Below are 13,445 nucleotides of genomic sequence, written 5' to 3'. Positions count from 1 at the left end.
AGCGGGAGCAAGCTCCCTCGCCACACGGGCATGCGCCAGTGAGATCGACGCTGATGGCTCTTTGAGTATGCCGCGCCCGCTGCCCGGATGTATTGATCCGGATCGCTTATTTTTACCGCCGGTGCTCATGCTAGAGTGCCCGGCCAAGACCCTGGAGCTTGCCATGCGTGTATCGATCCGCCGTTGCGCCATTTTGTTGTTGATCGCCAGTCTGCCTTTGACGGCCGTGGCCGCGCCGATGCACAGCCAGTTCCTGCCACCGGATGACCTGGTGGTGCGCCAGGAACAACCTGAACAGCAGCAGTTGCTGCAAGTGACCGAATATTCGGTGGTGCTGGGTAACCAGCGCCAGTCCAACCAGCAACCGATCCCGGTCACTTCGCCCCTGCTGGTCCGTCTCAAGGGCAAGCCCTTGAATAAAGGAGCGACCGTCAGCCAGGTGATCCTCAACTTCGACGGCGAAAGCAAAAGCCTGAAGAAGCCAGTCTTCGATGAGGCGAGCAAGACCCTGACGCTGTCTTATCCACAGGCCCAGTACCGGGTGGTCATCGATCTGCTGCGCAACAACACGGTTTATGTGCAGTTCCTCACTTACGCCAACGGCCATATCTGGGCCGACCTGCACACCGGCGCCGAACGCCCGCGTTGAGCCCCGGGGCCTGCCGGGGGTAAACTGCCCGCCCCGTGAATTGTGCGAGTTGGAGCCGGCAATGCGTAAAGACAAGAAACAAGTGATTGGCGACGAAATTGGCGACGAGCAGATCAAGCTGTTCCTCAATTTCGAACCGGTCGATGCCACTTCGCCGTCGTTGCACAAACTGATCAAGGCCTACCGTGGCCTGCGGGTCGACGATTTCGAGCGCTTCCTGACGTTCTTCGTCGAGGCCGGCCATGACCTCGATGGCAAGGATGAGCACGGCAACGATTTCGTTGCGCTGATCAAGGACCAGCGTAATGCCGAGGAATACATCGAGTTGATCAACAAGGCGCGCGGCTGAATCAACGCCTATCAACGCTCTTCGGAGCGTTGAATATTCCGCTTGTATGCAACTAACTTTTTTATTTACAGATCGCTCTGAAAGGTTATGTCACCATTCGGGCTGTTCTGTTTTATTTGAAATTCCATTACTTTTGCGTTCGAAGCCAAGTGGCTTTTACGTCATTTTCTTAATGGAGTTGTATGTATCATGGAAGATCAAAAAAAGTATATCGCCGGCGTGCTGTTGTCCTTGGCGGCGTGTCTGGCAAGTTCCGCTTCCTACGCGCGGGATGAAGTTGTCAATGTCGAAATTCACAATGCCACGGTAGACGATATTATTCCTGGTAGCGGCTTTAGCTGGACTGATTATTGGGCCAGTTCGGGCCACAATTTTTGGATAGTCCCGGGTGAGAGCCAGGAGCTGACGTACTATCTGCCCCAATCGCGCGCCGAGCGAGAGGCCCTCAGCTACACGCAAGACAGTCGCACCTGCCATTTCAGCTTTGGGCATGTCGCACGAACACCGGTCAGTGAAGGGGCAATGCCTTATCGTCGTTGGGTCAAAGCAGAGCCGACGGATTATTGCGTCGCTCAATTGATTGATGTTGAAGATTATGACGGCTACGTTCGCAACGGTGGAACACGCATCAAATTCACCATGAAATAAAACCGCGGAAAATAAAAAGCCTCCCGTTTTGCACGGGAGGCTTTTTATATTAACGGCAAGGTATCAGGCGTAACTGTGCGCCTTGCTGTCTTCGACCAACTCCAACGCAATGTTGTTCTGCACATTGATCTTGCGATACAGCGCCGCGTCGGTTTCCAGCACTTTTTCCCGTGCCGGAAAGATCTCCGCGAGCTTGGTAGCCCACTCGCCCTTGGCCTTGTCCGGGAAGCAGCGCTCGATCAGTTCCAGCATGATCGACACGGTCACCGATGCACCCGGCGATGCGCCGAGCAGGGCGGCGAGGGTGCCGTCCTTGGCCGCCACCAGTTCGGTGCCGAATTGCAGGACGCCACCTTTCTTCGGGTCTTTCTTGATGATCTGTACCCGTTGGCCGGCCACTTCCAGGCGCCAGTCTTCGGCTTTCGCCTCGGGGTAGAAGCGGCGCAGGGATTCCAGGCGCTGTTCCATGGATTGCATCACTTCGCTGATCAGGTACTTGGTCAGGTCCATGTTGTCCCGGGCCACGGCCAGCATCGGGCCGATGTTGCCGGCACGTACCGACAGCGGAAGGTCCATGATCGAGCCGTGCTTGAGGAACTTGGTGGTGAAACCGGCGTAGGGTCCGAACAGCAGGGATTTCTTGCCGTCGACCACGCGGGTGTCCAGGTGCGGCACCGACATGGGCGGCGAACCCACGGCGGCCTGGCTGTAGACCTTGGCCTGGTGGTGCTTGACCACTTCCGGGTTGTCGCAACGCAGCCACTGGCCGCTGACCGGGAAGCCGCCGAAGCCCTTGCTTTCCTCGATGCCCGAGGCTTGCAGCAGCGGCAGCGCCGCGCCGCCGGCGCCGAGGAATACAAACTTGGCGTCGACTTCGCGGGTGCTGCCGGAATTGACGTCCTTGATGCTCACGGTCCAGCCGCTGCCGTTGCGCTTGAGCCCGGTAACGCGCTTGCAGTATTTGACTTGGGTATCCGGGGCGCTGGTCAGGTGCTTGAGCAACTGGTTGGTCAGCGCGCCGAAATTGACGTCGGTACCGTTCATGACGCGGGTGGCGGCGATGACTTCATCGTCTGGCCGGCCAGGCATCATCAACGGCATCCACTCGGCCATCTTGGCCTTGTCTTCGGTGTATTCCATGTCGGCGAAGGCGTGATGCTGGTGCATCAACTCGAAACGCTTCTTCAGGAACGCCACGCCTTTCTCGCCTTGCACGAAGCTCAGGTGTGGCACCGGGGCGATGAAAGACTTGGAGGAGCCGAACGTGCCTTTTTGGGTCAGGTACGTCCAGAACTGTTTCGACACCTCGAACTGGGTGTTGATGTGCACGGCTTTCTTGATGTCGACAGTGCCGTCGGCCGCCTGGGGCGTGTAGTTGAGCTCACACAGCCCGGCATGGCCGGTACCGGCGTTGTTCCACGGGTTGGAACTCTCCGCGGCACCGGAATCCATCAGCTCGACGACTTCCAGCGACATCGCGGGGTCGAGCTCCTTGAGCAGCACGGCCAGGGTGGCACTCATGATGCCGGCCCCTACCAGAACTACATCGACTGCTTCGTTATGCGCCATTTAACGCGTCTCCAAAATCTGCAGCACCAAATTGTCGGCATAGCGGCCAGGAGTGGCGGGGCAGGTCAGTTGCGCCCCAGTGATCCATGGCCAGGATCGCCATGTCCGAATCTTCGCAATTTTTCGCACCTACTGCGGATGCATGCAGCCTGGCCTCAAGAGTCACATGAACTCATTTAAGCGCCGGGCAGGCAATTCGACTTATGGCCGAGACATCCGTTCGTGCAACCAAATCCGTAGCGGACAGGCTTCAGGCGCCGGTTCTTGAGCGATATCCGGTCCTGTGTCGTTGGGCTGTTTCAGACGCCAATGGTGCTTGTTCAGACGCAAAACTCTTCATTTGCTCGCCACACTCTCGTGAAGTTGTGAAAACCCGTTTTTTCACGCTCTTTTGAAGACGTGAACCTCAAAAAAGGGCTGTCCCAGCCTGGCACTGCGCCCGGTTTGGTTGCCCCCATGGAATACATGACAGGCAAAACGGGCAGACAGCTCAGTGACCGAGCGTAATGACAGCTCTGCAGATTCGCGAAAAGTGGTGATTTGCCTGGAGGAACAGCAAGCGCGCCAGCTTCACTCGATCTGTGTGGGCGGCTCTCTGTGGGCGGTGCGGGGTGCCAATACCAGCGCATCAGCGGTGTTGCGCGGCCCGATCAGGAGACGTCCTTATAATCGGGGGGAGATTGTATCGAAGAAACGCAGGGAAATGGTCGTGTTTAATGACTTTTATTAGCCGTCCGGTCAGATGGTCAACAGTTGCCGGTTGCGTGCGCGGGCACGAAGCGGTTGCACGCGGGCGCTGGCGGGCAATGGCTGGTGCAACCAGTTGAGACGGATCTCATCGATTTCCACCCAGCCTTCGCCCATGGGTTGCAGGCTGCACTGCTTGAACGCCTGGCAACGGCCGTTGCGATCGAGCAGGGCGAAGCTGCGGTGATGGGGGCGCGGGGTGAACAGCGAAATGAGGAAGCGCATGAGCGGATACCGGGTCAGGAAGCTTGGAGCAAGCCTGACAGCGGGCCATGACATACCGGTGTAAGGATCGTGACAGTGGGGTGACAGGAACCGGCAATCACGGCCCGTGTCAGACATTTCAGTATTCATCGTATGACGCTAGTTCACCGCGATGGCGCACCGCTATACTGCCGGCCTGTTTGTGCCCGATTCTGGAGAGAAGAGCATGTTGCAACGCCTGTTGTTCGGTTTGATCGCTGTGACCAGTCTGACCCTCGTCGGCTGCGCCCACAGCCCGCAACAACTTAACCCGGAGCCCAAGCTCAATGCCCAACTGGCGCCTGTGGGTCGTGGCCAGCCGGTGGTGGTGCGGGTCGTGGACGGTCGTCCGTCGCCGACACTCGGCACCCGCGGTGGGCTGTATCCGGAAACCAGCGTGATCACGGTGCAGGGCGCGCAGATCCTGCCCAAGCTGCAGGCCCAGGCTGAAGCCGCGGTGCGTTTGTTGGGCTTCACGCCGACCGCCAACGCCTTGAATGCGCCGCAACTGACCGTGACCTTGGCCGAGCTGAAGTATCAGTCGCCCAAGGAAGGCATGTACGTGACCGAAGCCACCATCGGCGCGACCTTCCGCTCCGACGTGCAGAACGCCAACCGCCGCTACAGCGGTCGCTACGGTGCGTCCCTGGACCAGCGCTTCGGCATGGCACCTAACCAGGACACCAATACCAAGCTGGTCAGCGATGTCTTGAGCGATGCCCTGACCCGGCTGTTCAAGGACCCGACCATTGGCCAGGTGCTGGCTGAGTAAATAACAAACCCCTATCCCCTGTGGGAGCGAGCTTGTGTGGGAGCGGGCTTGCTCGCGAAGGCGGTGGGCCAGCTGCATGAATGTTGACTGGCACAACGCTTTCGCGAGCAAGCCCGCTCCCACACCGACTCGCTCCCACAGGGGGTTTTTATGGGCGAAATTCTCAGGCTGCCTGGGAATAGAACTCCAGCACGCTGATCCCGGTCAGCAGGTCTGTCTCCGGCAGGTCGGCATGTGGATGGCCGCCGAGGGCGCAATACACCAGCCAATGGCGGTCCTGCACATTGAAGGACAAGCTGTCGACGAGGTTCTGTTGTTCGTCGCTCGGGCTGATGAGATAGAGACGATCCTGGTTTTCGGCGTGCAGCATGACGGGTTCCGTGCAGGTTTGAAGGGCGACAGAGTGGCCTAATCAGATGACGAAACCGTGACTGGGAAAATTAATCCAAGGCCTGATCGCCGAGCCTGTAATGATCAGGCCAGCCCAACAAAACACACACACGGCCCGAACGCTTGGGGACATTCCTGTGGCGAGGGAGCTTGCTCCCGCTGGGTTGCGCAGCAGCCCCAAACTGACCCTGCGGCGTCTCGGTTGATTGATTACGCTCATGGGGGCGCTTCGCACCCCAGCGGGAGCAAGCTCCCTCGCCACAAAAGCATCCAATCCCGTAGGGGATCGTTACTGGTCGGAAAAAACGGCGCAGGGCGGCAGGCTTTCGGTAGAATCCGCGCCCTGTTCGTAGGCCACGGACGTGTCCCGTCCGTTTTTCGCTTGAGGTTCGTGATGTCGTCGCATCTGCTTTCGTTGTTCGCTGCCCACCCCGCCAAACTGATCAACTTGCTCGCGTTGCTGTTTGCCTGCCCGGGCGGCTGGGTGCTGCATGCGACGCGCCGCCGTGAACAACGGGCGCGGGCCTGCCTTGAAGCCCGCAATCGCGATGGCAACGAACGATTTGAAGCGCTGCTGGATCTGGCCACCCAGCGCATGAACCGGTTTTTCTACCGGTTTGGCTTCGGCTGCCTGGCGCTGGCGTTGCTGGTGTCGTGGATCAGTACGCAGTTCTGAAGCAGTAGCCTTGCAAGGCAATCGAGGATCGCTTTGTAAAAGTGTTTGCAGGGCAAATGAGGATTGCCTGGCAAAAGTGCTTTTGTGGCGAGGGAGCTTGCTCCCGCTGGGCTGCAAAGCAGCCCCTCTCGAACGCTCAACCCTAGCTCCAAGCCTGTGTTGCGATTGCTGTGCAATCGAGCGGGAGCAAGCTCCCTCGCCACAGAGGCCACAGAGGCCACAGAGGCCACAGAGGCCACAGAGGCCAAACCAGGCCCTCGCAAGCCCGGTTTTAAAGCGCCAACCCCGCCTTGACCCGATATTGGTTACGCACCGGCGTCGCATATTGCAGCACCAGGAATGGCCGGTGTTCCGGCGGGCATGCGTCCAGTCGGCGCTGCCATTCCTCCTGGGCCTTGGCCAACTCATCAGCACCAAACACCTCGGCCGCCGTCGGCACCTGTAACTGCGGGTCGGCGTCGGCCCATTGGGCGTAGGCCAGGTAATGCACCGGGAACAGCCGGTAGCCGCCGAGAATCTGCCGGTCCATTTCCAGGGCCAATTGCTTGGTGTCCTCGAACAGCTCGGTGATGGGCGCGGCGAAGTTCACATGGACCCGGCCCTTGTAGCCGGTGATGCCCTTGGCAATGCTCACGTCGTCCTCGCCCGGGGCCTTGGTGTAGGTGCCGGTGGTGGCGCGGATGTACAACTCACGGGCCTTGGCCTGGTCGCACGGGTCGTATTCGTAGCTGATCGACACCGGCGTGAGGTTCAGTGACTGGATCACCTCACCGAACGGCTCGTCCTTGCGGCTCATGTGGAACATCTTGAGGATCGCCGATTCGGTCCGGTCGTCACCGTCCTTGGCCCGCCCTTCGGCCTGGGCGATCCAGATCGAGGCGCAGTCGTTGCGGATCGAATGGTTGATATACGCCGACAGCAACTGGTACGCCGCCATTTTTTCCCGCCGCCCGGTGATGGAACGGTGCACGATAAAGCTCTTGTTCAGGCGCATCAGGTCGCTGACAAAGGGCTTTTGCAGCAGGTTGTCGCCAATGGCGATGCGCGGCGTCGGCAGGCCGGCGTGGTACACGGCATAGTTGACGAAGGCCGGGTCCATCACGATATCGCGGTGGTTGGCGATGAACAGATAGGCACTGCCGGACTTGAATTGCTCCACCCCGGTGTAGGTCACGCCATCGGTGGCGCGCTCAATGGTGTGGTCGACGTAGAACTCCACCTTGTCCTGCAACGTAGCGACCGACGTCACACCGGCGAACTCACGGCGCAATCTTTGCGCTATAAGAGGTTTGAGCATCCAGCCGAAGGCGCCGGCCAGGCGTGGGAAGCGGAAGTGGGTGAGGATATCTAGAAACGCCTTGTCGCCGAGCAGCCGTGCCAGCACCGCTGGGACTTCGCTGTCGTCGTAAGGTCGGATGGCATCGAATTCGCCCATCATGCTCTCTTGTTGGAAACGGCTAGGGTAAGTAAAGGTTCGATCGAAAAAACGACGGGGCACGGCCTGGAAGATAAGCCAGACGAAAATAGCCCTGCAAATAGACCGGCGATTATACGCACAAGTCACTTGGGAGACCGCGATGCTGGAACAGGCTAGTTATGATTGTCCCTATTGTGGGGAGGAAGTAGAGACAACCGTGGACTTGTCCGGCGGTGATCAGACCTACATCGAGGACTGTCAGGTGTGCTGTCGGCCGGTCACCTTTGTACTGCAGGTCCATGAAGAAGAGTGGCATCTCGAAGTCTTCAGCGAAAACGAGTGAAGGGGGCGCCCATGCAGCGAATCTACGAGCTGGACAACTTGATGGAAGGCGAGTTGCTGCAAGGCATGCTCGCCAGTGAGGGTGTCACGGCGCATCTGGTGGGGCGCGACCTGGTCGGCGGTGTGGGGGAGTTGCCGATGCATGGATTGCTCGGGCTGGCGGTGGAAGACGACCAGGCGCAATACGCCCGGGAGTTGATCGCCGCGTACAATGCGGCGCTGCCGCTGCCCGGCGATGAACCGGACAGCTACCCCGGCACGCTGGTCTGTTAGGCTGGCGGTCGTTCGTTCGATCAAGAGTCGTGTTGCCCCATGTGTGGACGTTATGCCCTGTTTCGCTGGAACCCCACCTTCGCGGCCCTGCCCGGTTTTCCCGCCGATCAGAAGGCCCAATGGAATATTTCGCCCAACGATTCGGTGCTGATACTGCGGGCCGGCGCCGAGGGGCAGCGCGAGCTGGCCCGGGCTCGCTGGGGCCTGACGCCGCCGTGGCTGACCGACCTGTCCCGCACCCCGGCCCATGCCCGGGCCGAAACCGTGGCCGAGCAACCGATGTTCCGCGAGGCCTTGCGCCTGCGCCGCTGCCTGCTGCCGGCCAACGGCTTCTACGAGTGGCGCGGCGGCACGCGCAAGCGTCCGTACTGGCTGACGCCGGGGGAGGGCTCGTCGTTGTTTTTTGCCGCGATCTGGGAAGCGTATCCGGTGCAGGAACAGGTGTGGTTGAGCACGGCGGTGATCACCCAACCGGCGGCGGGTCAACGCCGGCCGTTGATCCTGGACGAAGCAGGCCAGCGCCTGTGGCTCGACCCCGAGACCCCGCTGCATGCCTTGCAAGGGCTGTTGGCCAGCGAGCCGGCGCCACTGCGCGAGCGGGTGTTGGCCAATATGGTCAATGATCCGAAGCTAAATGGGCCGGAGTGCTTGACGCCGGCTTGAGTGTCGCGGCGCTTGTATTGGCCCCATCGTCGGATCGCCGCCCGGAGCAGGCTCGCTCCCACAGTGAATTACAGGTGTATTCAAATTTCCCGTACACCGACCATCCCCTAATGTGGGAGCGGGCTTGCTCGCGAAAGGGGCATGACATCCAACATTCATGCAAGCTGACCCACCGCTTTCGCGAGCAAGCCCACAATAGCTTGTGGGTGTTCACAAAAAATGTGTGCACCGCCTGTCCCCTGTGGGAGCGAGCCTGCTCGCGATAGCGGCGGATCAGTCGACATTAATGTGGCTGACATACTGTCATCGCGAGCAGGCTCGCTCCCACAATAAGATTTGTGGGTTACTCGTGATGCGGCTCACCCAGGAACGTCAGCGAAGTGAACACGCCACGGGTGTCCACGTCCTTGTTGTCCTTGAGCTTGATTTCCATGTGCGCCGCGATCACATTCAGGCCTTCGTTGCGCACCAGTACCTTGGCCCGGCCCTCTGCGTCGGTTTCCGTCGAGACGGTGTTCGGCGCGCTGCGGTAGTCGCCCACCAGTTTCACCCCGGCCGCCGGTTTGCCGTCCAGCAGCACCCGGACCGGTAATGACTGGCCCGGGCCTACGGTCAGCGGGTCGACTTCCGGCAGGATCACGAACTTGATCGGTGCAAGCGTCGGCAGTTTCGCCCCAGGCTCATAAATCGCCAGGCTGTACTTGAACGTCTGGGTCGCTTCGACCGCCCCGGGCACTTTGCTGCGGCCTTCGTTGATCCACTTCTTGTCCGCCGTCTGGGACCACATGCCGTTGTCCAGCGCCACCGCCAGTACGGCTGGCGGTTTGAGCGGTTGCAGGCGGGCGTGGTCCGGCAGGCGTTCTACGGTGACCGGAATCATCTTGCCGCCCAGGTCATAGGCCCAGGCACCGCTGATTTTCTGCGCCTTGAAGGCATTGTCTTCGGCACCGTGGCCGTAGATCACTTCGATGTTGCCGCGACGCTGTTCGGTCCACAGGCCATGGGCCGAGGCCTGCGCGGCCAGGAACAGGCCAAGCAGGGCGAAGGTCTTGGGGTATTTCATGCTGACTTCCTTATAGATCGAGGGTGAGGCTGACAGTGAAGTTGCGCGGATCGCCGGGCGTGACCCAGTAATTGCTGTAGGAGCGTTCGTAGTATTTTTCGTCGAAGACGTTATTCAGGTTCAGGCCCACGGTGACGTCATCGCTGGCCTTGTAATGGGCCAGCAGGTCCACGGTGTGGTAGGCCGGCAGTTCGAAATCCTTGCCGGCTTCGCCCGAGCGATCGCCGACGTAAGTGAACGCCGCGCCAACATCCGAGCCGCGCAGGTGCCCATTCTGGAATTCGTAGACCCCCAGCAGGCTGCCGCTGTGTTTGGCGACGCCGAGGATCCGGCTGCCGGTGGGATTTCCCGGGTCACCCTTGGTCACTTCGGCATCGATGTAGGCATAGGCGCCGATCACCCGCACGGCGTCGGTCACCTGCCCGGTCAGTTGCAAGTCGATGCCCTGGCTGCGGGCCTTGCCGATGGCGCGGCTGAAGTCGGTGCCGGCGACCGGGCTCAGGACGTTTTCCTTCTCGATATGGAACGCCGCCAGGGTGGTGCTCAGGCGATCGTCGAACAACTCGCTCTTGATCCCCACTTCATAGCCGACCCCTTCCTCGGGATCGAAAGTCTTGCCGCCGGCATCCAGGCCGTTGTTGGGCTTGAACGAGGTGGAGGCGTTGGCGAACAGGCCGACCTCGGGCGTCAATTGATATAGCAGGCCGGCCCGCTGGGTCAGGGCGTCGTGGCGTTGGCGGCTGGTGAGATGGGTGTTGTGGTCTTCGATGCTCTGCTCGAAATGCTCGTAGCGCACGCCAAGCATGCCCCGCAGCTTGTCGGTGAAGACGATCTGGTCTTGCAGGTTCAGCGCGCGGCTTTGTACATGTTCGAAAAAATCGGGGCCGATGCGTTTGCCATCAGGTTTTGGCTGGCCGTAAATCGGTTGATAAATGTCGATGGGATAAGCGCTGCCGTTGATGGTGGTCACGCGCTCGTTCTTGCGGTAGTCCTCATATTCCGTGCCGATCAACAGTTCGTGCTGCCAGGGGCCGAGGTCGAAGATTCCACGCAATTCAAGTTGGGTGATGCTGTCGTGCCAATTGTTGTCGCGCTCGCGATAACGACGATTCACTGTATGGCCGTCGGGGTTTAGCGGACGCGCTTCGGAAGCGAAACCCCAGAGTTCACCCTGCTTGTAGTGGTTGGCCAGGCGCAGTTGCCAGGCGTCGTTGAGCTGATGTTCGAGGGCGGCCTGGAGCATGTTGTTGTGATTGTCGATGTCGCCGTCGTTGGGTTCGCCCAGGAAAGTCGAGCGGGAAACGCCGCTCCAGCGATTGTTCGGAGCGACGATGCCACGGTCGAACGTCGAGCTGTGGCGCACGATTTCGCTTTCCACCAGCAACCGCGTATCAGGGTTCAGTTGCCAACTGATAGAAGGCGCAACGAAAACACGCTTGCTGCCGACATGGTCGCGGAAGCTATTGTTGTCCTCGACCGCCAGATTGACCCGCGACAGCACGTTGCCTTCGGCGTCCAGTGGCGTGTTGACGTCCAGCGCGGTTCGGTAGCGATCCCAGCTTCCGGCGCTGGTTTGCAGCGTGGTGAAGGCTTCCGGTTGCGGTTTCTTGGTGACAATGTTCACCGTGCCGCCAGGGTCGCCTCGGCCATACAGGCTGGCCGCCGGGCCCTTGAGCACTTCGATGCGTTCGATGTTCGCGGCGTCCGGGGTGCTCGGATAGCCGCGGTTGGCGCTGAAACCGTCCTTGTAGAACTCCGAGGTGGTGAAACCGCGCACGCTGTATTCGTAAAGCGTCAGGCCACCGAAATTGTTCTGCTTCGACACGCCGCCGGCATACTCTAATGCCCGTTCAACACTGGTGCTGCCCAGGTCCTTGAGCACGCTGGCGGGAATCACGCTGATCGATTGCGGGATGTCGCGCAGGGCCGTGTCGGTCTTGGTTGCACTGGCGGAGCGGGTGGCACGATAGCCCGTGACAGGCCCGGTGGCGGATTCGTAGTCGGATGTTACGGTGATGGCGTCCAGCTCCAGCGGCTGGACTTCTTCGGCGTAGGCGGGATCGCCGAGCAGGCCCAGGGCGAGGCTGGCAGCGGAAATCCGTTTCAGGGATGACATGTTATGTTGTTCCAATTTTTAGTATTGAAACAATATAACACTACTAATGAGAATTTATGCTATTCCTGATTTGCCAATCGAGCGTCGCTTTCTTGTGGCGAGGGAGCTTGCTCCCGCTGGGCTGCGCAGCAGCCCTAAACCTGCCACCTCAAAACACCAGACCGATTGCATTCAATCCTGTTGGGTCTACTTCGCAGCCCAGCGGGAGCAAGCTCCCTCGCCACAGGGATTTGAGGAGGGCTTGCTCGGTTGCAAGGCCCCTTTTATGGTTATGGTGCGGCTTACTGTTCTTCTTTAGGCACCACCGGCGCCGGCGGTGGGCGCAGGCCGATTTCGGCGCTGAGCTTGAGCTCCTTGCCGTTGCGCATGACCTGGATCGTCACCTTGTCGGTGGGCTTGATCCGCGCGACCTGGTTCATCGAGCGGCGGCCATCGCCGGCCGGTTCGCCATCGATGCTCAGGATCACATCGCCCAGTTGCAGGCCGGCCTTCTGCGCCGGACCGTCGCGGAAGATCCCCGCCACCACGATGCCGGGCCGCCCGGACAAGCCGAAGGATTCCGCCAGTTCCTGGGTCAGCGGCTGGACTTCGATCCCCAGCCAACCGCGGATGACCTGGCCGTGTTCGATGATGGATTTCATCACCTCCATCGCCAGTTTCACCGGAATGGCGAAACCGATGCCCTGGCTGCCGCCGGACTTGGAGAAGATCGCCGTGTTGATCCCGGTGAGGTTGCCATTGGCATCCACCAGCGCGCCACCGGAATTGCCGGGATTGATTGCGGCGTCGGTCTGGATGAAATCCTCGTAGTTGTTCAGGCCCAACTGATTACGCCCGGTGGCACTGATGATGCCCATGGTCACGGTCTGACCAACGCCGAACGGGTTGCCGATGGCCAGGGTCACGTCGCCGATGCGGATGCTGTCGGAGCGGCCGATGGTGATGGCCGGCAGGTTCTTGAGATCGATCTTCAGTACCGCCAGGTCGGTTTCCGGGTCGCTGCCGATCACCCGGGCCAGGGTTTCACGGCCATCCTTGAGGGCCACCACGATCTGGTCGGCACCGCTGGTGACGTGGTTGTTGGTCAGGATGTAGCCTTCCGGGCTCATGATCACGCCCGACCCCAGGCTCGACTCCATGCGCTTCTGCTTGGGCGAGTTGTCGCCGAAAAAGCGCCGGAATTGCGGGTCTTCAAACAGCGGATGGCTGGGTTTGTTGATGACCTTGGTGGTGTACAGGTTCACCACGGCCGGCGCGGCGGTGGTCACGGCGTCGGCATAGGACACCGGCCCCTGCAGCACCGCCTTGGTTTGCGGCGCCTGCTGCAGGTTGACGTCGAGGCTCGGCAGGCCAACCCATTCCGGGTAGCGCTGGATAATCAGTAGAGCGACAAGCACACCGGCCAATAGCGGCCAGCCGGAAAAACGCAGCGCCTTGAGCATTAAGCACGTCCTACAAAGGTTGCAGGCGGTATGAGACCGCCCATAATGTCGCGCATTATACGAGGCCGCGCGCGCCTCTGAACGGG

At 60.3% G+C, this 13,445-nt stretch carries 15 protein-coding genes; 8 read left to right on the top strand and 7 right to left on the bottom strand.

Annotated elements, in window-relative coordinates; all coding sequences use genetic code 11:
- Positions 1-163 precede the first annotated feature (163 nt).
- From HU767_RS14160 to HU767_RS14150, 3 genes are all read left to right on the top strand, one after another.
- A complete protein-coding gene (locus tag HU767_RS14160) occupies positions 164-649 on the top strand; it encodes a hypothetical protein (RefSeq protein WP_186729787.1) in 486 nt (161 codons plus the stop codon).
- A 61-nt stretch (positions 650-710) separates the two neighbouring features.
- Positions 711-998, top strand: coding sequence for a PA4642 family protein (locus HU767_RS14155; protein ID WP_186705025.1), 288 nt, complete (start codon positions 711-713; stop codon positions 996-998).
- Between the two features lie 189 nt (positions 999-1,187).
- Entirely contained in the window at positions 1,188-1,646 is a 459-nt protein-coding gene (locus tag HU767_RS14150; RefSeq protein WP_186729786.1) for a hypothetical protein, read from the top strand.
- Between the two features lie 63 nt (positions 1,647-1,709).
- Here the strand turns inward: HU767_RS14150 and mqo are convergent, their stop codons facing one another.
- Positions 1,710-3,215 (bottom strand): malate dehydrogenase (quinone), encoded by a 1,506-nt coding sequence (gene mqo, locus HU767_RS14145; RefSeq protein WP_186705027.1) that lies wholly within the window; start codon positions 3,213-3,215, stop codon positions 1,710-1,712.
- 738 nt (positions 3,216-3,953) lie between these two features.
- Positions 3,954-4,187 carry a hypothetical protein gene (locus tag HU767_RS14140; RefSeq protein WP_014340171.1) on the bottom strand — a complete coding sequence of 78 codons (234 nt, stop codon included), beginning with the start codon at positions 4,185-4,187 and terminating at the stop codon, positions 3,954-3,956.
- A gap of 205 nt (positions 4,188-4,392) precedes the next feature.
- On the opposite strand from HU767_RS14140, the gene HU767_RS14135 reads away from it, so the two are divergent.
- Entirely contained in the window at positions 4,393-4,977 is a 585-nt protein-coding gene (locus HU767_RS14135) for a YajG family lipoprotein (RefSeq protein WP_003205489.1), read from the top strand.
- Between the two features lie 163 nt (positions 4,978-5,140).
- Here HU767_RS14135 and HU767_RS14130 read toward each other — a convergent pair whose 3' ends face one another.
- Entirely contained in the window at positions 5,141-5,347 is a 207-nt protein-coding gene (locus tag HU767_RS14130) for a hypothetical protein (RefSeq protein ID WP_058544127.1), read from the bottom strand.
- A gap of 414 nt (positions 5,348-5,761) precedes the next feature.
- Between HU767_RS14130 and HU767_RS14125 the strand changes: the two genes are divergently transcribed.
- Positions 5,762-6,043 (top strand): hypothetical protein, encoded by a 282-nt coding sequence (locus tag HU767_RS14125; protein WP_014340169.1) that lies wholly within the window; start codon positions 5,762-5,764, stop codon positions 6,041-6,043.
- A gap of 271 nt (positions 6,044-6,314) precedes the next feature.
- On the opposite strand, the gene HU767_RS14120 is transcribed toward HU767_RS14125, so the two are convergent.
- The gene (locus tag HU767_RS14120; RefSeq protein ID WP_060740673.1) at positions 6,315-7,481 is read right to left on the bottom strand and encodes a 1-acyl-sn-glycerol-3-phosphate acyltransferase; all 1,167 of its coding nucleotides are present in this window, start codon (positions 7,479-7,481) and stop codon (positions 6,315-6,317) included.
- A 139-nt stretch (positions 7,482-7,620) separates the two neighbouring features.
- Between HU767_RS14120 and HU767_RS14115 the strand changes: the two genes are divergently transcribed.
- From HU767_RS14115 to HU767_RS14105, 3 genes are read left to right on the top strand one after another with little or no spacing between them, the layout of a single operon-like run.
- Positions 7,621-7,803: a CPXCG motif-containing cysteine-rich protein gene (locus HU767_RS14115; protein WP_186705030.1), complete on the top strand. Its 183-nt coding sequence runs from the start codon at positions 7,621-7,623 to the stop codon at positions 7,801-7,803.
- An 11-nt stretch (positions 7,804-7,814) separates the two neighbouring features.
- Complete coding sequence (locus tag HU767_RS14110) at positions 7,815-8,075, top strand: DUF2007 domain-containing protein (RefSeq protein WP_186705031.1); 261 nt, start codon at positions 7,815-7,817, stop codon at positions 8,073-8,075.
- 39 nt (positions 8,076-8,114) lie between these two features.
- On the top strand, positions 8,115-8,738 hold the full coding sequence (locus HU767_RS14105) for an SOS response-associated peptidase (RefSeq protein ID WP_186705032.1): 624 nt from the start codon (positions 8,115-8,117) through the stop codon (positions 8,736-8,738).
- Between the two features lie 343 nt (positions 8,739-9,081).
- Here the strand turns inward: HU767_RS14105 and HU767_RS14100 are convergent, their stop codons facing one another.
- The 3 genes from HU767_RS14100 to algW all read right to left on the bottom strand — a co-directional run bounded on the left by HU767_RS14100 (position 9,082) and on the right by algW (position 13,359).
- Entirely contained in the window at positions 9,082-9,801 is a 720-nt protein-coding gene (locus HU767_RS14100) for a DUF4198 domain-containing protein (protein ID WP_186705033.1), read from the bottom strand.
- 10 nt (positions 9,802-9,811) lie between these two features.
- Positions 9,812-11,917: a TonB-dependent siderophore receptor gene (locus HU767_RS14095; protein ID WP_186729785.1), complete on the bottom strand. Its 2,106-nt coding sequence runs from the start codon at positions 11,915-11,917 to the stop codon at positions 9,812-9,814.
- Positions 11,918-12,198: 281 nt separating this feature from the next.
- The gene (gene algW, locus HU767_RS14090) at positions 12,199-13,359 is read right to left on the bottom strand and encodes a Do family serine endopeptidase AlgW (protein ID WP_186705035.1); all 1,161 of its coding nucleotides are present in this window, start codon (positions 13,357-13,359) and stop codon (positions 12,199-12,201) included.
- Between the last annotated feature and the right edge of the window lie 86 nt (positions 13,360-13,445).

Source organism: Pseudomonas sp. SWRI179, from assembly GCF_014268705.1.
Taxonomy (GTDB): domain Bacteria; phylum Pseudomonadota; class Gammaproteobacteria; order Pseudomonadales; family Pseudomonadaceae; genus Aquipseudomonas; species Aquipseudomonas zanjanensis.
The sequence above is the reverse complement of the archived record's forward strand: the minus strand, read 5'-3'. Positions and strand labels throughout refer to the sequence as shown.